Annotated in this window: 24 protein-coding genes and 1 tRNA gene; 17 read left to right on the top strand and 8 right to left on the bottom strand. The window is 66.0% G+C overall.

All coding sequences use genetic code 11. The annotated features are described in order from the left end of the window. The first annotated feature begins 65 nt into the window (after positions 1-65). From WKF39_RS14095 to WKF39_RS14115, 5 genes are all read left to right on the top strand, one after another. Complete coding sequence (locus WKF39_RS14095; protein WP_340389491.1) at positions 66-491, top strand: response regulator transcription factor; 426 nt, start codon at positions 66-68, stop codon at positions 489-491. Positions 492-634: 143 nt separating this feature from the next. After that, complete coding sequence (locus WKF39_RS14100; protein ID WP_340388430.1) at positions 635-1804, top strand: IS481 family transposase; 1170 nt, start codon at positions 635-637, stop codon at positions 1802-1804. 143 nt (positions 1805-1947) lie between these two features. Beyond that, complete coding sequence (locus tag WKF39_RS14105) at positions 1948-2364, top strand: helix-turn-helix domain-containing protein (protein WP_340389493.1); 417 nt, start codon at positions 1948-1950, stop codon at positions 2362-2364. A 17-nt stretch (positions 2365-2381) separates the two neighbouring features. Next, positions 2382-3670, top strand: a protein-coding gene (locus tag WKF39_RS14110; RefSeq protein ID WP_340386007.1) for an IS3 family transposase whose coding sequence is annotated in 2 segments (ribosomal slippage) — positions 2382-2655 and positions 2655-3670 — 1290 coding nt in all. Because the reading frame shifts where the segments join, the coding sequence is not laid out codon by codon here. A gap of 47 nt (positions 3671-3717) precedes the next feature. After that, entirely contained in the window at positions 3718-4488 is a 771-nt protein-coding gene (locus WKF39_RS14115; RefSeq protein ID WP_340389495.1) for an integrase core domain-containing protein, read from the top strand. A 161-nt stretch (positions 4489-4649) separates the two neighbouring features. Here the strand turns inward: WKF39_RS14115 and WKF39_RS14120 are convergent, their stop codons facing one another. Further along, positions 4650-4925: a hypothetical protein gene (locus WKF39_RS14120; RefSeq protein ID WP_340389497.1), complete on the bottom strand. Its 276-nt coding sequence runs from the start codon at positions 4923-4925 to the stop codon at positions 4650-4652. Between the two features lie 340 nt (positions 4926-5265). Between WKF39_RS14120 and WKF39_RS14125 the strand changes: the two genes are divergently transcribed. The 4 genes from WKF39_RS14125 (at position 5266) to WKF39_RS14140 (ending at position 7637) form a co-directional block, all read left to right on the top strand. Next, positions 5266-5673 carry a nuclear transport factor 2 family protein gene (locus WKF39_RS14125; RefSeq protein ID WP_340389499.1) on the top strand — a complete coding sequence of 136 codons (408 nt, stop codon included), beginning with the start codon at positions 5266-5268 and terminating at the stop codon, positions 5671-5673. 64 nt (positions 5674-5737) lie between these two features. Then, positions 5738-6493 (top strand): amidohydrolase family protein, encoded by a 756-nt coding sequence (locus WKF39_RS14130; RefSeq protein ID WP_340389501.1) that lies wholly within the window; start codon positions 5738-5740, stop codon positions 6491-6493. 387 nt (positions 6494-6880) lie between these two features. Next, complete coding sequence (locus WKF39_RS14135; protein WP_340389503.1) at positions 6881-7180, top strand: winged helix-turn-helix transcriptional regulator; 300 nt, start codon at positions 6881-6883, stop codon at positions 7178-7180. A 163-nt stretch (positions 7181-7343) separates the two neighbouring features. After that, entirely contained in the window at positions 7344-7637 is a 294-nt protein-coding gene (locus WKF39_RS14140; RefSeq protein WP_340389505.1) for a DUF1330 domain-containing protein, read from the top strand. Positions 7638-7798: 161 nt separating this feature from the next. On the opposite strand, the gene WKF39_RS14145 is transcribed toward WKF39_RS14140, so the two are convergent. Both WKF39_RS14145 and WKF39_RS14150 read right to left on the bottom strand, forming a co-directional pair. Continuing rightward, a tRNA-Thr gene (locus WKF39_RS14145) sits at positions 7799-7871 on the bottom strand. 36 nt (positions 7872-7907) lie between these two features. Beyond that, positions 7908-8723, bottom strand: a complete 816-nt coding sequence (locus tag WKF39_RS14150; protein WP_340389507.1) for a hypothetical protein — start codon at positions 8721-8723, stop codon at positions 7908-7910. A gap of 53 nt (positions 8724-8776) precedes the next feature. Here WKF39_RS14150 and WKF39_RS14155 point away from each other — a divergent pair, with 53 nt between their 5' ends. Together WKF39_RS14155 and WKF39_RS14160 are read left to right on the top strand one after the other, a co-directional pair. Further along, the gene (locus tag WKF39_RS14155) at positions 8777-9970 is read left to right on the top strand and encodes an alanine racemase (RefSeq protein WP_340389509.1); all 1194 of its coding nucleotides are present in this window, start codon (positions 8777-8779) and stop codon (positions 9968-9970) included. After that, positions 9967-11268: a D-arabinono-1,4-lactone oxidase gene (locus WKF39_RS14160; protein WP_340389511.1), complete on the top strand. Its 1302-nt coding sequence runs from the start codon at positions 9967-9969 to the stop codon at positions 11266-11268. The genes WKF39_RS14155 and WKF39_RS14160 overlap by 4 nt, the downstream gene beginning before the upstream one ends. A 117-nt stretch (positions 11269-11385) precedes the next feature. Here the strand turns inward: WKF39_RS14160 and rlmB are convergent, their stop codons facing one another. Continuing rightward, positions 11386-12330, bottom strand: coding sequence for a 23S rRNA (guanosine(2251)-2'-O)-methyltransferase RlmB (rlmB, locus tag WKF39_RS14165; protein WP_340389513.1), 945 nt, complete (start codon positions 12328-12330; stop codon positions 11386-11388). 1 nt (position 12331) lies between these two features. Further along, a complete protein-coding gene (gene cysS / locus WKF39_RS14170; RefSeq protein ID WP_340389515.1) occupies positions 12332-13744 on the bottom strand; it encodes a cysteine--tRNA ligase in 1413 nt (470 codons plus the stop codon). Between the two features lie 114 nt (positions 13745-13858). Between cysS and WKF39_RS14175 the strand changes: the two genes are divergently transcribed. Continuing rightward, positions 13859-15100 carry a peptidase C39 family protein gene (locus WKF39_RS14175; RefSeq protein WP_340389517.1) on the top strand — a complete coding sequence of 414 codons (1242 nt, stop codon included), beginning with the start codon at positions 13859-13861 and terminating at the stop codon, positions 15098-15100. 67 nt (positions 15101-15167) lie between these two features. On the opposite strand, the gene WKF39_RS14180 is transcribed toward WKF39_RS14175, so the two are convergent. Next, entirely contained in the window at positions 15168-16670 is a 1503-nt protein-coding gene (locus WKF39_RS14180) for a molybdopterin-dependent oxidoreductase (RefSeq protein WP_340389519.1), read from the bottom strand. A gap of 56 nt (positions 16671-16726) precedes the next feature. Here WKF39_RS14180 and ispF point away from each other — a divergent pair, with 56 nt between their 5' ends. Further along, positions 16727-17203 (top strand): 2-C-methyl-D-erythritol 2,4-cyclodiphosphate synthase, encoded by a 477-nt coding sequence (gene ispF / locus WKF39_RS14185; RefSeq protein WP_340389521.1) that lies wholly within the window; start codon positions 16727-16729, stop codon positions 17201-17203. Positions 17204-17409: 206 nt separating this feature from the next. Here ispF and WKF39_RS14190 read toward each other — a convergent pair whose 3' ends face one another. After that, positions 17410-17895: a CarD family transcriptional regulator gene (locus WKF39_RS14190; RefSeq protein ID WP_340389523.1), complete on the bottom strand. Its 486-nt coding sequence runs from the start codon at positions 17893-17895 to the stop codon at positions 17410-17412. A gap of 186 nt (positions 17896-18081) precedes the next feature. On the opposite strand from WKF39_RS14190, the gene WKF39_RS14195 reads away from it, so the two are divergent. Further along, a complete protein-coding gene (locus tag WKF39_RS14195; protein WP_340389525.1) occupies positions 18082-18645 on the top strand; it encodes a hypothetical protein in 564 nt (187 codons plus the stop codon). A gap of 75 nt (positions 18646-18720) precedes the next feature. Here the strand turns inward: WKF39_RS14195 and phoU are convergent, their stop codons facing one another. Beyond that, complete coding sequence (gene phoU, locus WKF39_RS14200) at positions 18721-19362, bottom strand: phosphate signaling complex protein PhoU (RefSeq protein WP_340389527.1); 642 nt, start codon at positions 19360-19362, stop codon at positions 18721-18723. 134 nt (positions 19363-19496) lie between these two features. On the opposite strand from phoU, the gene WKF39_RS14205 reads away from it, so the two are divergent. From WKF39_RS14205 to WKF39_RS14215, 3 genes are all read left to right on the top strand, one after another. Then, positions 19497-20636 carry an ATP-binding protein gene (locus WKF39_RS14205; protein ID WP_340389530.1) on the top strand — a complete coding sequence of 380 codons (1140 nt, stop codon included), beginning with the start codon at positions 19497-19499 and terminating at the stop codon, positions 20634-20636. Further along, positions 20633-21313 carry a response regulator transcription factor gene (locus WKF39_RS14210; protein WP_340389532.1) on the top strand — a complete coding sequence of 227 codons (681 nt, stop codon included), beginning with the start codon at positions 20633-20635 and terminating at the stop codon, positions 21311-21313. Before WKF39_RS14205 ends, WKF39_RS14210 begins: the two co-directional genes overlap by 4 nt. A gap of 272 nt (positions 21314-21585) precedes the next feature. Then, entirely contained in the window at positions 21586-22050 is a 465-nt protein-coding gene (locus tag WKF39_RS14215; RefSeq protein WP_340389534.1) for a hypothetical protein, read from the top strand. Positions 22051-22069: the final 19 nt, after the last annotated feature.

Consider the following 22069-nt stretch of genomic DNA (forward strand, 5'->3'; position numbering starts at 1 on the left):
CCCCCGCCCCCCCGCCCCCCCCCCCCCCCCCCCCCCCCCCCCCCCCCCCCCCCCCGCCCGTGCTGGTGCTGACGACATTTGAGGACGAGGAGATCCTGGCCGCCGCCCTGCGTGCCGGCGCCGCCGGATTCCTGCTCAAGGGCGTGCCCGCCGAGGACCTGCAGCGCGCCGTACAGACAGTCGCTGAGGGCGGGTCATGGCTCGACCCAGCCGTGACCGGCAAGGTGCTCGCCACATACCGCGACGGAGCGCCCCCGATGCCATCGGGCGGGCTCGACGCGCTGACCCCGCGCGAAGTCGAGGTGCTCGAGCTGATCGGCACAGGATTGAGCAACGCCGAGATCGCCGACCGCCTAACTCTCAGCGAGGGGACGGTCAAGTCGCACATCGGCCATGTGTTCGCCAAACTACACCTTCGTGACCGGGCCGCAGCGGTGGTTTTCGCGTTCGACCACGGGTTGGTTCGGCCAGGTCCACGACCAGAGGGCTAGCCGCATCCTCAAGGGAACTAGGACCTGAAATTTGGTAGTGGGGGCAGTGCGCTGGTTCAGTGTGCTGGTTCAGTGTGCTGGTTCAGGACATAGGCAAGAGATCTCTCAAGACATAGGCAAGACTCCCGGCCACCCTTTCGGAGGTGTCCAAAGCCCGCCTCGTCATCACCGCGATCACCGTCCAAGGCCTGTCGCAAGCCCAAGCCGCCCGCACCTATGGACTGTCTGAGGCCTGGGTCTCACGCCTCATGGCCCGCTACCGGGTCGACGGCGAGGCCGCGTTCGAGCCCCGCTCGAGACGACCCAAGACGGCGCCAGCCGCGACACCAGCGACGACTGTCGAACTGATCGTCAGACTGCGACAAGACCTCTCCGCGGCAGGTCTGGACGCCGGCCCCGACACCATCAAGTGGCACCTCACACATCACCACAACATCACAGTCTCGGCCGCCACGATCAGCCGACACCTGACCAAAGCCGGCCTCGTGGTCCCTGAGCCGAAGAAGCGCCCCAAGTCCTCCTACGTCCGCTTCCAAGCCGCGATGCCCAACGAGACCTGGCAATCAGACTTCACCCACTACCGCCTCATCGACGGCGTCGATGTTGAGATCCTGAGCTGGCTCGACGACTGCACCCGCTACGCCATTAGCGTCACCGCCCACCGAAGGGTCACCACACCGATCGTGCTGGCCAAGTTCCGAGCAGCTGTCAAAACCGCCGGAATTCCAGCCTCAACGCTGACCGACAACGGGATGGTGTTCACCGTCAGACTCGCCGGCCTCGGACGCCAAGGCGGCCGCAATGCCTTCGAGCACGAACTCAGACGACTGCACGTGGTCCAGAAGAACGGCCGACCCAACCACCCCACGACCCAGGGCAAAGTCGAGAGATTCCAGCAGACACTCAAGAAGTGGCTCCGCGCGCAAAGTTTCCGCCCGGAAACAATCGAGCAACTGCAGACTCTGCTCGACGCGTTCGTCGACGAATACAACCACCGCCGACCTCATCGCTCATTGCCGCACCAAGCAACCCCAGCGGCCCTGTTCGACACCATGCCGAAAGCTCTGCCAGGCGACAGCCGAGACCGCGAAACCCATGACCGGATCCGTCACGACCGCATCGACAAAACAGGCGCCGTGACCCTGCGGGTCAACGGCAAACTCCACCACATCGGCGTCGGCCGAACCCACGCCCGAACCCACATCATCCTGCTCGTTCAGGACCTCGAAGTGAGGATCATCAATGCCGTCACCGGCGAACTGCTCCGCGAGCTGACCATCGACCCAGAACGCGACTACCAACCGCGCAAATAGCAAGTCCCGAACCCGCTTCCGCAGGTTCGGGACTTGCCTATCTCTTGCGACATCACACAGTGTGCTGGTTCAGTGTGCTGGTTCAGGACATAGGCAAGAGATCTCTCAAGACATAGGCAAGACTCCCGGCCACCCTTTCGGAGGTGTCCAAAGCCCGCCTCGTCATCACCGCGATCACCGTCCAAGGCCTGTCGCAAGCCCAAGCCGCCCGCACCTATGGACTGTCTGAGGCCTGGGTCTCACGCCTCATGGCCCGCTACCGGGTCGACGGCGAGGCCGCGTTCGAGCCCCGCTCGAGACGACCCAAGACGGCGCCAGCCGCGACACCAGCGACGACTGTCGAACTGATCGTCAGACTGCGACAAGACCTCTCCGCGGCAGGTCTGGACGCCGGCCCCGACACCATCAAGTGGCACCTCACACATCACCACAACATCACAGTCTCGGCCGCCACGATCAGCCGACACCTGACCAAAGCCGGCCTCGTGGTCCCTGAGCCGAAGAAGCGCCCCAAGTCCTCCTACGTGAAGCGCCCCAGGTTCCCCGCCGCATCCTTTTGAGTTGAAAGGATGAGCACATGCCCAAGAAGATCGATCCCGAGGTCCGGGCCAGAGCTGTTCGGCTGGTCAATGACCATCTCGGTGAGTACCCGTCATTGACCGCGGCTTCATCTGCGGTCGCCCGCCAGGTTGGTGTTGGCCGAGAAACCGTCCGCAGGTGGGTCGTGCAGGCCCAGATCGACGGCGGACACCGCGATGGCCTGAGCTCTGCGGAGCTGGCTGAGATCAAGAGGCTCAAGGCAGAGAATCGGCAGTTGCGTGAAGACGTTGCGATCTTGAAAGCAGCGACGACTTTCTTCGCGGGGGAACTCGACCCCCGCAACCGATGATGTCCGGATTCATCGACACCATGAGGTCGCAGGGTCACGCGGTCGAGTCGATCTGTCGGGTCCTGCGTCAGCAGGGCGTGCAGGTCGCCGCGAGAACCTACCGAGACTGGCGGATCGCTGTCCCAGCGGCGAGGACGATCAGCGACGCCCGTGTCGTTGACGCGGTGCGTGACATCGCCTGGAATGTGGCCGTCGATGCTGATGGTGTGGTGGTGCGCAAACTGGCCCCCGAGGGCTTGTATGGGCGCCGCAAGATGACCGCCTATCTGCGCCGCACCGTTATCGCGGATGCCTCCGCGGGGGCGGTTGACCGGGCGATGCGGACGCTGGGTTTGTCTGGTGTTCGCAGGGACAAGGGGATCCGGACCACGATCCCGGCCAAGGACGGAAAACGCGCCGGCGACCTGCTCGATCGTGACTTCACGGCCGCGGCTCCGAACCGCGTCTGGGTCACCGATTTCACGTATGTCAGGACGTGGGCAGGGTGGGTCTATGTCGCGTTCATCGTTGACGTCTTCGCCCAACGGATCGTGGCTTGGCACGCCTCGACGTCCAAGGAGACCGAACTCGTCATGATCCCGCTGCGGATGGCGCTGTGGCAGCGAGACCGCGACGGACACCCAATCACGGCCGGCGAACTGATCTGCCACGCCGACGCCGGAAGTCAATACACCAGCATCCGCTTCACCGAGCACCTCGCTCTGGAGGAGATTCGGCCCTCGATCGGATCGGTCGGCGACGCCTACGATAACGCCCTCATGGAGACGATCAACGGCCTCTACAAGGCCGAGTGCATCCGCACGACCGTCTTCCACGAAGGCCCCTACAAGACCATCGCCGACGTCGAGTACGCGACCGCCGGCTGGGTCGACTGGTACAACAACCGAAGGCTCCACTCGACCCTGGGAAACGTCCCACCCGCCGAGCTCGAGCAAGCCCACTACGCTGCTCTCAACCGAGAGCCGCAACCCGTATAGGAGCGGCAGAGAACCTAGGGCGCTTCAACGTCCGCTTCCAAGCCGCGATGCCCAACGAGACCTGGCAATCAGACTTCACCCACTACCGCCTCATCGACGGCGTCGATGTTGAGATCCTGAGCTGGCTCGACGACTGCACCCGCTACGCCATTAGCGTCACCGCCCACCGAAGGGTCACCACACCGATCGTGCTGGCCAAGTTCCGAGCAGCTGTCAAAACCGCCGGAATTCCAGCCTCAACGCTGACCGACAACGGGATGGTGTTCACCGTCAGACTCGCCGGCCTCGGACGCCAAGGCGGCCGCAATGCCTTCGAGCACGAACTCAGACGACTGCACGTGGTCCAGAAGAACGGCCGACCCAACCACCCCACGACCCAGGGCAAAGTCGAGAGATTCCAGCAGACACTCAAGAAGTGGCTCCGCGCGCAAAGTTTCCGCCCGGAAACAATCGAGCAACTGCAGACTCTGCTCGACGCGTTCGTCGACGAATACAACCACCGCCGACCTCATCGCTCATTGCCGCACCAAGCAACCCCAGCGGCCCTGTTCGACACCATGCCGAAAGCTCTGCCAGGCGACAGCCGAGACCGCGAAACCCATGACCGGATCCGTCACGACCGCATCGACAAAACAGGCGCCGTGACCCTGCGGGTCAACGGCAAACTCCACCACATCGGCGTCGGCCGAACCCACGCCCGAACCCACATCATCCTGCTCGTTCAGGACCTCGAAGTGAGGATCATCAATGCCGTCACCGGCGAACTGCTCCGCGAGCTGACCATCGACCCAGAACGCGACTACCAACCGCGCAAATAGCAAGTCCCGAACCCGCTTCCGCAGGTTCGGGACTTGCCTATCTCTTGCGACATCACAAGTGTGCTGGTTCAGGATTTGAACCTGTGACCTCTGGGTTATGAGCTAAGGCCCTGGACCCAGCCCACGCATCTGGGTCGAGGTGGAACAACTGCGTCGGTTCGTCACTTGAGTGCGCGTTGCCTATCCCCGACGCAGGAGCATTCTCGTGCTCCGGCAGGAAGGGCTTCGATCGGTATCAGCGAGACGATCATGAAGATGACGATAGGCACGAGGGCGAACGGGCCGATCACGAATGAGAGCAGGAACGCGAGGAGGGGCCAGGCCCAGACGGTGATGCCCAATCGACAGGCCAGCTCGAATAGTCCAGGGTCGAGTACATCGGTCCGGAAAACGCCACGGCGTCGCAGGTAAACCATCAGTCCAGAGAAGGCGATCATGCTGATGCTCAGCACGACGGATAGCAGTCGAATTCCTGCAACGAAGTCGTCTCGGTCGTCCGCGGCGTCGGCGAGAACAGCGAATGTGAAGGGCCGTAGCGAGTAGGTTGCTCCCGCAGTGTCAGACCCACATTGCCCGCCGGGACGAAGAACGTTTCCACAACGGCTCGCGTAGGCAGGGCATGGTGCCGCCTAACAAGGGCCTGCGAAATTAGCGTGTACATCACCAGACGGCGGTCACGGAGCCGGCCGCCCGCCGACCGCACCCCGGCCCCGCGGTTCGGCGTACACCCGTCCTGCCTCGTGGACATACTGAGATCCATGCCTCTATATTAGAGGCATGGACTCACCGCGTTGGTTGATTGACGTTCTGTTACGCCCGGACCTGGCAGGACTTGAAGAGTTGTTGAGCGAAGGAGTGCGCTTCCGTAGCCCCTATGCGGAGTACGAGGGGCGAGACGATGTCGGGCACCTGGTCCGACTCATCGCCCAGGCACTGAGCCACCTACGGGTCGTCGGCATCGACGGCGCAGACACGCCCCCCATGGGCCATTCCGAGCGCACGACGAGGATGACTGCAAAGGTGGGTGACCACGAGCTCCAAGGTGTGCTGTGCGAAGACCTCGACGCGGCCGGGCGGCTGGCGGAGGCAACTCTCATGTTGCGCCCCTACGTCGCACTTGGGTTCGCCCTTTCAGCGATGAGCGACCTCCTTGCTGAGTCTCCACTGCCTAGCCGATCGATCTGACGCGATGGGGATAATCGACGTTTGGGCGCAACTGCCTACCCGGCCGGACCAGATCGTCCCCGAGGTGGCCAACCTCTTTGAGCGCTCGGGTACCGCCGAGGCGCTCAAGCATGGTGTCGTGGTCGACGACGTCCTGAAGGCGATGGACAACGCTGGCGTCGAGCGCCTGCTGCTCAGCGCCTGGCACCGCCCAGGTGGATGGGTGTTGTCCAACGACGAAGTGGCCGAGGTGGTCAGCGCACACCCTGACCGATTCACCGGCATCGCCGCAGTCGATCTCGAGCACCCGATGGCCGCGATCGCCGAGCTCGACCGTGCGATCACAGTCCTCGGATTCGTCGGCTTGCGCGTGGTGCCGTGGCTCTGGGATCGACCTCCCGACGACCGGCTGTACTACCCGCTCTACGCCAAGTGCGTCGCGTTGGGGGTGCCCTTTTGTACCCAGGTTGGGCACACAGGACCCGCGATGCCCTCAGAGCCCGGGCGACCGGTGCCCTACCTCGACCGTGTTGCCTTGGACTTTCCCGACCTGACGATCGTCGCTGGCCACATCGGCCACCCATGGACCGAGGAGATGATCGGGTTGGCGTGGAAGCATGCCAACGTCTACATCGACACCTCTGCACACGCGCCCCGCTACTATCCGCCAGCGCTGGTGCACTTTGCAGCGACCTACGGCCAAACCAAGGTGCTGTTCGGCAGCAACTTCCCGCAACTCCCGATCGAGCGCTGCGCCGACGAGGCGCGCCAGTTGGATCTGCCGCCGGCTGCCCTTGAAAACTTCCTTTCGGAGAACGCCCGAGGGGTGTTCAAGTTGTGACGGCTCCCAGCTCTCTCGCTGGGCAAACTGTCCGCGACTCAGCGACCGGCCGCCCGGTCGTGTCCCTCTTTGACCTCGTCGGTCGGCTCTGGACGCCCAGGATCATCTGGGAGTTGGAGCGCTCCGATGCCCAACTTGGAGTTGCCGATCAACGCCGCCCGTCAGGCCCACCCGTCAGGCCCGTCTGTCGCGCCCGATGGTCTCGGTCGGGGAATCGTCGCGGCGGCGACAAACCGATCTGAGCGTTTCGGAGAGTTGCCTCTAGGGTAGAGGCATGAATCTGGTTCGGAGGTTGCTGCGAAACGCGCAAAGGGGCTGCGGGCTGTGAATGACTCTCCGCCTTGGCCACCCCGGCCCGTTCGGGGTTCCAAGTCTGGGCGTCCCATCATGGCGCTCCTCGACCTAGCCGGGCGGCGCTGGGCACTTCGCATCATCTGGGAGCTGCACCTCGCGGGAGAGCCAGTGACGTTCCGCGGCCTCCGGAGCGCTTGCGACGATGTCTCCTCCAGTGTCTTGGCCAAGCGACTAGCAGAGCTCTCGGCCAATCTTCTCGTGACACATCAAGGCGATGGATACGCCCTCACGGATCTCGGTGAGTCTCTCGTGACTTCGATGCAACCGCTTTTCGACTGGTCCCGCACGTGGTCCCGAAAGGTCTCTCGAGCCAAGCCTCCTGACGCTGACTAGGGTCCGATCACTAACCCTGCGGCGCAAAGAAGCTGCAACCGACTCGGCTGTTGACGTGCTTTCTTTTTAGAGGCAACGGGTGATAGTGTGAGTTGGGTAGCAGGGCATCCGGCCACTTGAAACCGACCTATGGTCGTCGGCGCACCGAACACAGGAGACTTCCATGGCTAAGGGCTACTGGGTCAGTGTTTACATCGCAATTTTCGATCCTGAGAAGCTGACTGCCTACGACGAACTGGCCGGTCCGGCCGTCCGCGCTGGAGGCGGGCGAGTCTTGTCCCGTGGGGGTCGAGTCGTCGCCCACGGCGCCGGAAACACGCAGCGCGTCATTCTGATCGAGTTCGACAGCTTCGAACAGGCCGTCGCGGCACACGAGAGTGAGGCTTACCAGAAGGCGCTGGTGACTCTCTCCGACGGCGTCGAGCGCGATCTCCGCATTGTCGAAGGCATCGACTGACCGACGGGTTGGATTGGTCGCTAAGTGCACCTGGCAAGTCGCAGTGACAGTTACGTCTCTCATAGGGTAGGGCGGTCGCCGAGTTCATCGTCTGGATGGACAGACGCGGCCACCGCGTGATCCTTCAAGAGATCTCTCACAACCAACTTCAATTTTCCCTGAGCCTCCGACAGGATTCGAACCCGCGACATCCTCATTACAAGTGAGGCGCTCTACCAACTGAGCTACAGAGGCATACGGGCCGAAGCCCGGGACCATCCTAGCGATGGCTCAGACCTGGCCTTCACGGCACCGCTTGAGATACTCGTCATCGACCTGCTCCTGCACGCCGAGCTCGGGCATCTCGAGCTTCGACCCGTCGCCGATTCGAGTGAACGTCTTGAGGTCCTTGAGCGCATCGGCGCCATCGCTCTCGGGTCGCAGCTCATCGTCCAGCGCGAGCGCGCAGTCCCCGGCGCCGTACTCCTGCCAGCCGCCGCCCACCCCGAAGTCGTCGGTCGTGTCGGCATAGGCGCTGAGGCCGTGGACCCGAAGCACCCCGATCACACGGGTCGGGCCGTCGCCGCTCCGCACCTCGTACGCCGTGCGGGTCTGCAGCTCGAGCAAGATATATGACTTGCCCTTGCCGTCCTTGTCCTTCGACACCTTCCACGCCGAGGTGACGAGCGGCTTGCCGATGATCGAGACATCGTCGGCAAAGACGTTGGCCACAGCCAGGTGCGGCGACACCGCGTCCTTGACCTGTTTGCGGAGTGTCGAGCCGGCGGCCTTGGGCAGCGTGGCGGCCACCGCGGGACGCGGATCGTTGTCCTGCCAGACGGCGTCATCGAGCGCGGCGACGGTTGCCCACTTGGTCAGCACCTTGGCCATCTCATCGAGATCGACGTCATCGAAGCCGGCCGGAGTCGCAGGTCGCTTGGGCGGAGTCAGCGTGCCCGTCGCTCGGGGCCAGTCGAGTCCGAGCGACGCCAGGCTGATGGTCTCGCCCTTGCTGAGTGCGGGCCTCGGGTCGGGATCATCAGACCCTGCGCTGCAACCGGCAGACAGCGTCGCGATGGCCAGGAGGAGTGCCAGGAGCTTGCGCATCAGCCCATTGTCCGTGACCGGATGCCGCACCTACCGTGCGACATACTGACCAGGTGCCAGAACTCTCCAGCCAAAAATCGGTCGACTCCGAACGCTTCGCCCGATTGCTCTCCGCCACCCAGGACCTGGACACCCCGTTCGCCGTGATCGACGAGCCATCCCTGTGGGCCAACGCGACCGATCTGGTCCGCCGCGCCAACGGCGTGCCGATCCGGGTCGCCAGCAAGTCCGTGAGGGTTCGCTCGATCATCAAGGACACGGTGGCGCGCGACGGATTTGCCGGCGTCATGTCCTATTCGCTGGCGGAGTCCAACTGGCTCGTCGACAACGGGATCGACGACGTGCTCCTGGCCTATCCCACGACGAGCCGCTCCGCGCTGGACTACCTCGTGGACGACGGGCGGCGGCTGGCGCAGATCACCGTCATGGTGGACAGCGTCGAGGCGCTCGACCACATCGACAGCCTGCTCGGCGCGGGCCATCCGGCGATCCGCGTATGCATCGACGTGGATGCCTCGCTCAAGATCGGACCAGCCCATCTCGGTGTGCGCCGCTCCCCCGTCCACTCCGCCGCCGAGGCCGGCGCGCTGGCGTCGGCGATCGCGGCTCGACCGGGATTCCACCTGGTCGGTGTGATGTTCTATGACGCGCAGATCGCCGGGCTGCCCGACTCGTCCCCCGCCGTCCGCCTGATCAAGAAGCGTTCGGCCGCCGAGCTGCTCGACCGCAGGGCCAAGGTCGTCGACGCAGTGTCCGACCATGCCACGCTCGAGATCGTCAACGCCGGCGGCAGCGGCAGCCTGGAGGTCGGTGGGGCCGACCCGGTCATCACGGAGCTGACTGCCGGATCAGGCCTGTTCGTGCCGACCCTGTTCGACGGCTACGACGCCTTCGAGCCACGCCCCGCGGCATATTTCGCGCTGTCGGTCGTGCGCAAGCCCGCTCCCGACATCGCGACGTTGTTCGGCGGGGGCTACATCGCTTCGGGGGCCACCAACAAGAACCGGCAACCCACCCCGACCTGGCCACCGGGGCTCAAGGCCGTCGGGACCGAGGGGGCCGGCGAGGTCCAGAGCCCGGTCAAGGGTCCCGCCGCACTGGATCTGCACATCGGCGACCGGGTCGTCATGCGCCATGCCAAGGCCGGTGAGATGTGCGAACGCTTCGATGAGGTCGCGATCATCTCCGGCAACGGCAGGGCAACGCTCACGCCGACCTATCGCGGAGAGGGCAAGAACTTCGGATGAGCACCCAGAACACCTGGACCAACTGGGGCCGCAGCGTCCAGACCCACCCCATCAGCATCGAGCACCCGGCCTCGGTCGCCGAGGTCTCGGCCATCGTCCGCCGGGCTGCCGCGGACGGTCTCAAGGTCAAGGCGGTCGGTGCGAGCCACTCGTTCACAGCAATCGCCGCGACCGACGGCATCTTGTTGCGGCTCGACCGGATGAACAAGATCCTGGCCCACGATGCTGCGTCGGCGCGCGTACGCGTGCAGGCCGGCATCTCGCTGCATGAGCTCAACCCGCAGCTCAACGCTCTGGGTCTCGCCCTTCCCAACCTAGGCGACGTCGACCCGCAGTCGGTCGCCGGCGCCGTGTCGACCGGCACCCACGGCACGGGTGGGCGGCTGTTCGGCATCTCCGCCGCGGTGGTCGGCGTGCAACTCGTCACCGGCGACGGCGAGGTGCTCCAGATCGACGAGGGACACGAGTGGTTCGGCGCTTCGCGGCTGAGCCTGGGAGCGCTCGGCATCGTGACCGAGGTGACGCTGCAATGCGTACCGGCATTCCTGCTGCACGCCCGCGAGGAACCGATGCCGCTGCCCGCAGTGCTCCACCAGCTCGATGATCTCGTCGAGGACAACGACCACTTCGAGTTCTACTGGTTCCCGCACACCGAGAAGGCGCTGATCAAGCGCAACAACCGCGTGCCCGAGGGCACCGAGCGCAAGCCGCTCGGCCGCTTCCGGCACTGGCTCGACGACGAGCTCCTCAGCAACACGGCCTACGAGGCGATGAACCGTGTCGTCGCCCGCAAGCGTGGGTGGATCCCGCGGGTCAACTCGGTCGCGGCATCGATGGTCAGTGCGCGTGAGTATGTCGACGACTCTTACAACGTGTTCGTCTCGACCCGCACCGTCAAGTTCCGCGAGGCCGAGTTCGCGATGCCGCGCGAGGCCCTGCCCGACGTCCTGGCCGAGCTCACGTCGTGGTTCGGCGCCGGCCACGAAAACATCTCGTTCCCGATCGAGGTCCGGTTCACGGCGGCCGACGACGTGTGGATGTCGACCGCCCACGACCGTGACAACTGCTATGTCGCGGTGCACCAGTACGTCCGCAGCGACTATGCGGCCTACTTCGCGGCCGCCCAGGACATCTTCACCGCATACGAGGGCCGCCCGCACTGGGGCAAGATCCACACCCTCGACGCGGGCTATTTCGCCGAGCGATACGCCAGGTTCGGCGACTTCGTGGCCGTCCGTGACCAGCTCGACCCCGAGCGTACGTTCAGCAACGACTACCTGGATCGTGTCCTGGGCTGATCAGGCGCGGACCTCTGCCGCAGGTGGATCTTCAACCTTCTGAGCCTGAATGAGGTTGCAGATCCACCGCCCCACCGAGTCAGGTTGCAGATCCACCGCTGGGAGAGGGTTGCCAGATCAGGCGCGGACCTGGGCGATCGCGTAGAGCGCGATGCCAGCCGCGACACCGGCGTTGAGCGACTCGAGGCCGGTTGCCATCGGGATCGAGACGATCTCGTCGCACGTCTCGCCGACCAGGCGGGACAGACCCTTGCCCTCGCTGCCGATCACGACCACGACGGGACCGTCGACCATCTGGGACTCACCGATGGCGACCGTGCCGTCGGCGGCGAGGCCGATCACCATGCAGCCATCTTCTTGGAACTGCTTGAGCGTGCGGGTCAGGTTGGTGACCCGGGCGACCGGCACCCGGGCTGCTGCGCCGGCCGAGGTCTTCCAGGCCGCGGCGGTGATCTGGGCGGCACGGCGCTCGGGGATGACGACGCCGTGCGCGCCGAACCCTGAGGCGGAGCGGATGATCGCGCCGAGGTTGCGCGGATCGGTGACACCGTCGAGGACCACGATCAGCGCGGGCTCATCGCGATCCGCGGCGAAGTCGAGCAGGTCCTGGGGGTTGGCATATTCGTAGGCGTTGAGCTTGGCCGCGATGCCCTGGTGCACGGCACCACCGGTGAGCTTGTCGAGCTCGATGCGGGCGATCTCGAGCAGGCTGACGTGCTGGTCGGCGGCGAGCTTGAAGATCTCGCGGACCTTTTCGTCCCGATCGGTGCCCTCGGCGACATACAGCGCGTGCACCGGGACCGTCGCCCTGAGCAGCTCGAGCACCGAGTTGCGACCGGCGACCCACTCGGCGGCATCGCCCTGCTTGCGCTTGGGCCTGGCCGCCTCGCGCTTGTCGGTCGCGTTCTTCATCTTGTAGACCTTGTGGTTCGGCCGGTCGGCCGCGCGCGGGGTCGGACCCTTGCCCTCGAGCCCCTGCCGGCGCCGACCGCCGGAGCCGGCGGTGGGGTTGCCCTTGCCGGTCTTCTTGATCGCGCCTCTGCGCTTGCTGTTGCCTGGCATGTCAGTTGTCGCCCTTCACGGACCATCTCGCGCCCTGCGGAGTGTCCTCGATCTCGATGCCGGCGGCGGTGAGCTGGTCACGCACCCGGTCCGCCGCTGCGAAGTCCTTGTTGGCCCGAGCCTCGTGGCGCTGCTCGAGCAGACCGCCTACGAGGGAGTCGATCACCTGTGCGTGCGCCGCACCGTCACCTCCACGGTCCCACGTCGGCGACAACGGATCCAATCCGAGCACGTCGAGCATGGCCCGTACGCTCGCCAGCACGCCGCGAAGGGCGGGACTGTCGCCGCCAGCAAGCAGCTTGTTGCCCTCGGTCAGTGTTGCCTGCACGGCGGCCAGGGCGGCCGGCACGGAGAGGTCGTCGTCCATCGCCGCGACGAAGTCGGCGCACGGTATGCCCAGCTCGCCGGGTCCACACAGCTCGGCGGCCCGGCGTACGAATCCCTCGATTCGTTGGAACGCCGTCGCGGCCTCGGCGAGCGACTCCTCGGAGAACTCGACGATCGACCGGTAGTGCGAAGCCGCGAGGTAGTAGCGCAGGTCGATCGGCCGGACCCGCTTGACGACCTCGCTGACCAGCAACGTGTTGCCGACCGACTTGGACATCTTGGAGCCGGCGGGGTTGAGCATCGCGTTGTGCATCCAAACCTTGGCGAACGCCTGACCGGCCGCGCGCGACTGGGCCAGCTCGTTCTCATGGTGCGGGAAGCGCAGGTCCAGGCCCCCACCGTGGATGTCGAACTCCTCACCCAGGAACTTCGACGCCATCGCCGAGCACTCGAGGTGCCAGCCCGGGCGTCCCCGCCCCCACGGCGTCGGCCAGGACGCAGACTCCGGATCGCCCTCCTTGTGCCCCTTCCACAACGCGAAGTCACGTCCGTCACGCTTGCCCTCGGGCGGAGCGTCCTCGGCCGGCAGCATGTCGTCGACCCTTTGGTTGGAAAGCTCGCCATAGGACGGCCAGGAGCGTACGTCGAAGTAGACGTCGCCCGAGCCGTCCTGGGCGGCATAGGCATGACCCCGGTCGATCAGCGTCTGCATCATCTCGATCATCTCGGGCACGACACCGGTCGCCCGCGGCTCGTATGTCGGAGGGACGCAGCCGAGCACCTCGTAGGCAGCGTGCAGCGCGCGCTCGTTCTCATAGGCGACGGCGAACCACGGACGCCCCTGCTCATCACCCTTGGCGAGGATCTTGTCGTCGATGTCGGTCACGTTGGCCACGATCGTGACATCGAGGCCGGAGCGCTCGAGCCAGCGCCGCAGGACGTCGAAGACGACCTCCTTGCGGATGTGCCCGATGTGCGGTGGGCCCTGCACCGTGAGCCCGCAGTGATAGATCGACACCCGCCCTGGGTGGACCGGGACGAGGGGGCTGATCTGCCGGGACGCAGTGTCATAGAGCTGGAATGCCACAGGGCAAGCCTATCGGCTTCGGCGGTGCCGTCCGGCCGCGTGCTCGCCGCCCTACCGGCTTTCCCTGTTGTCACATCCGCCCCACAAGCCCCATCTGTCACCTACTATGGGACGATGCCTTCCCCCATTCGGCTGATCGTCGTCGCGGCGCTCGGCCTCGCCCTCGTGCCCGCCGCGACCGCTTCAGCGGCGACCACCGACAAGGCGGCATTCGCCCGCTGGACGAGCACGAGCGACTTCGCCAAGGGCACCTCGGTCGGGCTCGCCGCCAAGACCGACTCGGTCACCCTCGGCACCGGCACCTCGGTCATCAGCTACGACGACCCACGGGTCGCAGGTGGTGCCAAGCGCTACGACCGTGGCTTGTGGACCTCACCTTGGCAGAGCACCGGATTCTCCGCGCGAAGCCTGATCCCCTCCTGGAGCATTCGCACACCAGCAGGCACGTGGGCGAAGGTCGAGGTGCGCGTCCGAAGCGGATCGACGATCGGCAGCTGGGACAGCGTCGCCCGCTACGCCTCGGCCACCTCGCACATCAAACGCACGTCATACCCCACCCAGGCCGACGACCTCGCGAAGCTCTCGACCGACACGATCCTCGCCAACAGCACCAAGACCTTCAGCGGCTGGCAGATGCGGGTCCAGCTGATGCGCCATGTCACGGCCGAGACGGGCCCGACGCTCTATGCCGCCAACGGGATCGCCGCCAGCTACACCGCCCGCACGGTCGGCACCAGCTCGACGAGCATGACGTCGGGCAAGGAGCTCGCTGTTCCGCAGTCATCGCAGATGATCCACCGCGGCGAGTACCCCCAGTGGGGAGGTGGAGGAGAGGCCTGGTGCTCGCCGACGTCGACGTCGATGGTCATGCGCTACTTCGGCCACGGGCCGAAGCCCGCCGACTACGCCTGGACGTCCTACGCCGACGGCTTCGTCGACCACGCCGCCCGCTACACGTATGACTACGCCTATGAGGGCACCGGCAACTGGCCGTTCAACACCGCATACGCCGCGGAGCACTCGCTCGACTCCTTCGTCACCCGCCTGCACACCCTGCGCGACGCGGAGGCCTTCATCAAGGCCGGCATCCCCTTGGTCGCGTCGATCGCCTTCAGCAGGGGCGGCCTCGACGGCGCACCGATCTCGTCCTCCCCCGGTCACCTGCTCGTGATCCGCGGCTTCACCGCCGCCGGCAATGTCATCGTCAACGATCCGGCCGCCGCCAAGAACTCCACGGTTCGTCGCATATATACACGGTCTCAGTTCGAGAGGGCCTGGCTCCGAGGCAGCGGCGGCGTCGTCTATGTCACCCGCACGACGAGCCGGGACCTGCCGTCCGACACCACCCGTTGGTAGCTCACGGTTCGTCGGCACCGCGACACACCGGTGACGGAGCGCCGAAGCGCGATCTGCCCGCGGGGGTTCACGTCACCTTGACGCCGATCCGCGGGTAGCCCGTGGCCCCATCGGGCAGCACGTCGGCGACCTCCTCGGTCTGCGGGACGCCGTCGGCGTTGGTCGCGCGCGCCTCGATCAGGTGTTCGCCCGGCTCCGCATCCCACTGAGTGGTCCACTGCACCCACGTGTCGACATTCGGCGCCTTGCCGAGAGTGGCCTTCTGCCACTGTCCGCCATCGATCCTGATCTCGACCCCCTCGACACCGACCTGCTGCGCCCACGCGACGCCGGCGACCGTCGTCATACCGGCATCGACCGTCTCGCCGTTGCCGGGCACGTCGATGCGCGACTCTGTCTTGATCGGTCCACGCTCGCCCCAGCCGCGCTGGGTCCAGTAGGCCTCGAAGTCCGCGAACCGGGTTATCTCCCAGTCCACGACCCACTTCGTCGCCGACACATAGCCGTACAGGCCCGGGACCACCTGGCGTACGGGGAAGCCGTGCGGAATCGGTAGCGGCTCGCCGTTCATCGTCAGCGCCAGCAGCGCGTTGCGCCCGTCCGTCAGAGCCTCGAGCGGCGTCCCGCAGTTCCAGCCGTCATCCGACGTGGACAGCAGGGCATCAGCGCCGTCCTGTATGCCGACCTCGGCGAGGATGTCCTTGATGGGCACCCCGCCCCACACCGTGTTGCCGATCAGGTCGCCACCGACCGGGTTCGAGACGCAGCAGATCGTGATCCAGGCGTCCTCGAGGCCGCGGTCGAGCAGGTCCTGGTAGGTCAGCGTCAGCTCCCTGTCCACCATGCCGTGGATGCGCAGGGTCCAGCCTTCGGGGTCGATCAGGGGTGGCTGCAGCGCCGTGTCGATCCGATAGAAGTCGCGGTTGGTCGACAGCCAAGGACTCTGGCCCGTGACACCGAGGTCGGCGCCCGCAGGGACTGCAGCGCTGCGCGACGGGAGCTTGAGTGAAGCGCGGACCTGCTCGACGGCCTGCCTACGGCGACGGCGCGAGGCCATGACTTCCCCCGCCGCGCCGACGAACACCGTGGCGACAGCGATGACCGCAGCCGTACGGATGAAGGACCGCCGGGCGATGTCGGCCTGCACGTGGCGGCGCTCCCTCAGGAGCAGCTCGAGCACCCCCAAGACCACGACGCCTGCGGCAACGCTGACGAAGACTCCGGCAACCCCACCGTAGGGGCGTGACAGAACCGCGGCCGAGGTCAGCACGACGAGGGCCGTGACCAGCAGGAATGCCCGCAGGCGATGCGGCAGCCACCATCGGCCCACGAGCGAGCCCAGCAGCAGGATTGCGACCACGACGCTCGCGATGGCCAGGGGCTTGTCGGCCTGACCGACAACTCCGATGATCCCCTCTGCGATGGGGCCGGGGGTCAGCTCGATGACGGTCTGACCCACCGCGAGCAAGGGTGACTCCCGCAGGCTGAACAGTGCCGCGAGCCCTTCGCCTGCCGCGATCGCCGCAGCTGCTGCGAGGACTCCGCTGACGATGCTTGCCCTAGATGTCACCAAACCATCGTCGCCTGCAAAGCCGAGTTCCGCCGAACGTACGGCATGATCAACCTGTGACATCCGCACGTATCGGCATCGGCACCGACGTACATCGACTCGTGCCGGGGCGCGCGATGTGGCTCGCCGGGCTCGAGTGGCCTGATGAGGAGCAAGGGCTCGACGGGCACTCGGACGGCGACTGTGTCGCGCATGCGATGGTTGACGCGGTCCTCGGGGCGGCCGGGCTCGGCGACATCGGCAGCCATTTCGGCACAGGCGATCCGGAGTGGGCCGGAGCTTCCGGTGTCGACTTCCTCGTCGAGACCGCCCGCCGCCTGCGCGAGCGCGGCTGGCTGGTCGGCAACGTGTCGGTGCAGGCGATCGGCAACAGTCCCAAGATCGGGCGCCGCCGCGAGCAGGCCCAGCGCGTACTGAGCGACGCACTCGGCGCCCCGGTCAGTCTCTCCGCGACCACGACCGACGGCCTCGGCCTCACAGGCCGTGGTGAAGGCATCGCCGCGATCGCCACCGCCCTCGTACTCCCCCGCTGACCCGTGGGGCGGTGACTTAGCGACCTGTCAATGGGAGGAGCGGTGACTCAGCGACCTGTCGGGCACCCGGAAAGGTCGCTAGGACACCGCCCGACCGGGCGACAGGTCGCTAGCTCACCGCCCCCGGCTGGCCCGCTGAGTACGACGAAGCCCCCACCTCGGCGAGGTGGGGGCTTCGTATGTCTTGCAGGCGCGGAGCGCTCAGGTCAGGAGGCGAGGACCTCGTCGAGACGAGTCTCGGCCTTGTCCTCGTTGGTCTTCTCCGCGAGCGCGAGCTCGGAGACCAGGATCTGGCGGGCCTTGGCCAGCATGCGCTTCTCGCCGGCGGACAGCCCCCGCTCGTGGTCGCGGCGCCACAGGTCGCGGACGACCTCGGCAACCTTGAGCACATCACCGGAGTGCAGCTTTTCGAGGTTGGCCTTGTAGCGCCGAGACCAATTGGTCGGCTCCTCGACATGCTCAGCACGCAGGACCCCGAACACCCGCTCCAGCCCGGCCTCGTCGACAACGTCGCGAACTCCGACCAGGTCAAGGTTGCACGCGGGTACGCGGACAACCAGATCGTTCTGCGAGACGATGCGCAGGACGAGGTATTCACGGTCCTCGCCCTTGATCGTCCGGGTCTCGATGGCCTCGATGACTGCAGCGCCGTGATTGGGATAGACAACGGTTTCGCCGACAGCAAACGTCATAGAGAAAACACCCTTCGTAGGTGACCAGTCTAACATGCGCGGGCGACGGCACTCCCTGCCGTTTCAGTCCATCGACGCCATACCAGACGACATCGCGACAGGTCAAAGGGAATCTCAACAGGCCTCTCGGATACGCTTCTCCCGGACCGTTCGACGCATGATCTACCGACCGAAAGCAGTGAACTGGTGAGCACGAGCACCGTACGCCGTCGCCGCATCGCGGCCGCCGCCCTGGCCGTGACGGCCGCCCTGACCCTCGGTGGTTGCGGCACGGGCTTCGACGCCCAGACCAACCAGCGCTACCAGGCCGGGGTCGGCGCCAACCACCACGGCGAGATGGACGTTCTCAACACGCTGCTCGTTGCCAACGAGGACGGTTCCGCCACGTTCTCCACCTCCATCGTCAACAACGGCAACGCCGACCAGACCCTGTCCTCGGTGGAGGTGACGACCCTCGATGACCAACCCCTCGAAGTCAGCAGCACCAAGACCTTGCTGCCTCTGCAAGCCGACGTCCTGTCGGTCGTTGGCGGTGCAGCCGATGCCGGCGGGTTCCTGGTCAGCGACGCGGCAACCGGCGCCTACGTCAAGGTGACCCTGACCTTCAGCGACGCCGCCCCGGTCACGATCGAGGCTCCGGTCGTCGCCCGCACTGCGGAGTACGAGCAGGTCGCCGGCGGCGAACCCGCCGAACCCGCCGAGGTCAACGAGGTGGCCAGGAGGGGCGCAGAGGGCGTCGACTCCGAGTAGGACCGGCTCGACAAGCCACGCACCGCAACGAAAGGCCCCCTCCCGACCGGGGAGGGGGCCTTTCGTACGTCTGAGTCAGGACAAGCGGCCGGTGACGAGGTAGACGACGCGGCGGGCCATCGAAACGGCGTGGTCACCGATGCGCTCGTAGTAGCGGCCGAGCAGGGCGAGGTCGACGGCCGGCTCGACGCCGTACGTCCAGCTGTCACCCAGCAGCGAGCGCAGCAAGTCCTTGCGCAGGCGATCCATCTCGTCGTCCTCGTCCTCGAGCTGGGTCGCGGCATCGACGTTGCGATTGGCCACGATCCGCGAGGCGGAGTCGATCATCGAGTCCGCGACAGCGGCCATCTGGACGATCGTTGGGTGCAGGTGGACCGGTACTGCCGAGTCAGGCATACGTCGGCGGGCCACCTTCGCGACGTGCACCGAGAGGTCGCCCATGCGCTGGAGGTCGGTGAGCATCCGCAGAGTCGCGACGAGCTGCCGGAGGTCGGTCGCGACCGGCTGCTGGGTCGCGAGCAGCAGCAGTGTCCGCTCCTCGATGATCTCGGTCGCCTCGTCGATGTCCTTGTCGCCGGCGATGACGGACTCGGCGATCTGGGCATCTGCCTCGAGCAACGCCTTGGTCGCATCGGCAACCGCACGTCGGACGGTCCCGGTCAGATTCACCAGGTCGTCGACGATGGCATCGAGCTGTTCGTAATACTGATCGCGCATGCCACTGACGTTAGGCAGCCCGGATGAACGGAAGGCGACCTCCGGTGAACGCGATGTGAACAGCAACCAAAAGCGTCGTCGCTGCAGTGTCCAGAGTGCCTACTGGGAACGAATTGCCCTCTACGATCGGATTTGTGGACACCAGTGCAGGGTTGTTGATCGCGGGGGCGATCGGCGCTGTCATCGGCGCGATGATCACGTATCTCTGGCGCTACAGCGAGCGCCGCGAGACCACCGTGCCCGAGGAGTCAGCACCTCTGGTGCCGCCCGGCGCCGATCTCGTCCTGTCGGTCATCTCGTCGTCGGCCGTGCTGATCGACTCTTCGGACACTGTCGTCAAGGCGTCCGCTCCGGCCGTGGCGATGGGCATCGTTCACGATGACCGAATCGAGCCCGAAGAGCTCATGTCCCTCGTCCGCCAGGTCCGCCGCGACGGCCAGGTCCGCGAGGCCGACGTCTCTTTGCAGCCGCGCCGCGGCACCACCTCGCACGTGCACGCGCGCGTCGCCCCCCTGACGTCGCGCTTGATCCTCGTGCTCGCCGACGACCGCACCCGCGAGCACCGGGTCGAGTCGATCCGACGCGACTTCGTCGCCAACGTCAGCCATGAGCTCAAGACTCCCGTCGGCGCACTCAACCTCCTGGCCGAGGCGGTCGGCGAGGCAAAGGACGACCCCGAGGCGGTCGTCCGCTTCTCCGGCCGTATGCACCTGGAGAGCGAGCGCCTCACCCGCCTCGTGCAGCAGATCATCGACCTCTCGCGGTTGCAGAACGACATCCTGAGCGATGAGGCAACCACGATCAAGATCGGGGAGCTGGTCTCGGAAGCCACCGAGCACTCCGCCACCGAGGCCGAGCACAAGAACATCGAGATCGTGACCTCTGTGCAGCCCGACCTGCTCGTCCACGGCGACCGGGCCCAGCTGCACGCCGCGGTCAGCAACCTGGTCGAGAATGCCGTGACATACAGCCCGGACGGATCGCGCGTCACGGTGACCGCGACGCTCGACAGCCAGGACGTACGCCTGACCGTCGCCGACAACGGCATCGGCATCCCGGGCGGAGAGCTCGATCGCATCTTCGAGCGTTTCTATCGCGTCGATCCGGCCCGCGCCCGCGCCACAGGTGGCACCGGGCTCGGTCTGTCGATCGTCAAGCACGTCGCAGCCAGCAACGGCGGCACAGTCGAGGTGTGGAGCGAGCAGGGGCTCGGCTCCTCCTTCACGCTGGTCCTGCCGAAGCACAGCCAAGAGATGGATGGGGAAAACGCGTGACGAAGGTATTGGTCGTCGAGGACGAGACAAGCTACAGCGAGGCGCTGTCCTACGTCCTGCGCAAGGAGGGTTTCGAGGTCGCGATCGCGGAGACCGGGCCCGACGCGCTGACCGAGTTCGATCGCGGCGGCGCGGACATCGTGCTGCTCGACCTGATGCTTCCGGGTCTGTCCGGCACTGAGGTGTGCCGTGCGCTGCGCCAGGTCTCGTCGGTGCCGATCATCATGGTCAGCGCCAAGGACACCGAGGTCGACAAGGTCGTCGGACTCGAGCTCGGTGCCGACGACTACGTCACCAAGCCCTACTCCCCCCGCGAGCTCGTCGCCCGCATCCGCGCGGTGCTCCGCCGCGGCCTGACCGAAGAGGTCGACGACAACGCCTCCCTCGAGCAGGGCCACGTGCGCATGGATGTCGACCGGCACCTCGTGACGATCGACGGCGCGGCGACGAAGTTCCCGCTCAAGGAGTTCGAGCTGCTCGAATACTTCCTGCGCAACCCTGGCCGGGTGCTGACCCGCGGGCAGCTCATCGACCGGGTGTGGGGAGCGGACTACGTCGGCGACACCAAGACCCTCGACGTCCACGTCAAGCGCCTCCGGGCCAAGATCGAACCCGACCCGACCAACCCCACGACGCTGACCACCGTCCGAGGCCTGGGCTACAAGTACGACTCGTAGTCCCGAGCTCTGGCCGAGCGAAGCGAGTAGGACGCGGGATGTCAGGAATCAGGTTGACCATCGCGGCGAAGCCCGCCCGGCCCGAAACCAGATAGCCCGACGTCCCAACATTTCCTAACTGTTACCTCGGAGGTTTCGATAAGTCGGCCGCAGGCTGCGTCCAACCGGCCCAACCTCCCTCACGAAGCAGAACGTCCTGAACCGGCTCTGGTGTCCGCTAGCCTGACCCGATCGGCGAAATCACGCCGCGCACGGACGCGTCGGGAGGATCCATGGACGGCCGGTCCGCGATCGCGATCTTCGGGTCGATCCTTCCTCTAGTGGTGGTGATCGGCGGGTTGCGGTTGGGAGCCCGATGGATCGGCGACCGGCGGCTCGGCGGTCGCGGTCAATATCGCCTTTTCGTCCGCGCCTTGCGATCGGGAGAGGTGCCGGAAGACGCGGAGCGAGGCACCTGGTCCGCCCTGCTTGCCACGCAATTCGACAAGGAGCAGCGACGTCGCTGGTACGCCTGGATTCCCAGCGTCGCTGTTGTTGGTCTCATCGTCTGGGTCAACGTCACCAGCGTGCTCGACGACGGCGAGACAACCACCACAGGGAAGGTCATCACCCTGCTAGCGACACTGGCCTTACTCACCCTGTATTCCGGATGTGTCGCCTGGGTAGCCCGTCGCGGTTCGCGCCGACGCCGTGTCCTACTCGACCGGCTTCGAGGTGTTGAGCGAACGGCGAGTTGACGGCACTCCAGACGACTGT

The sequence above is a fragment of the Aeromicrobium sp. genome (assembly GCF_037719875.1).
Classification (GTDB): Bacteria; Actinomycetota; Actinomycetes; order Propionibacteriales; family Nocardioidaceae; genus Aeromicrobium.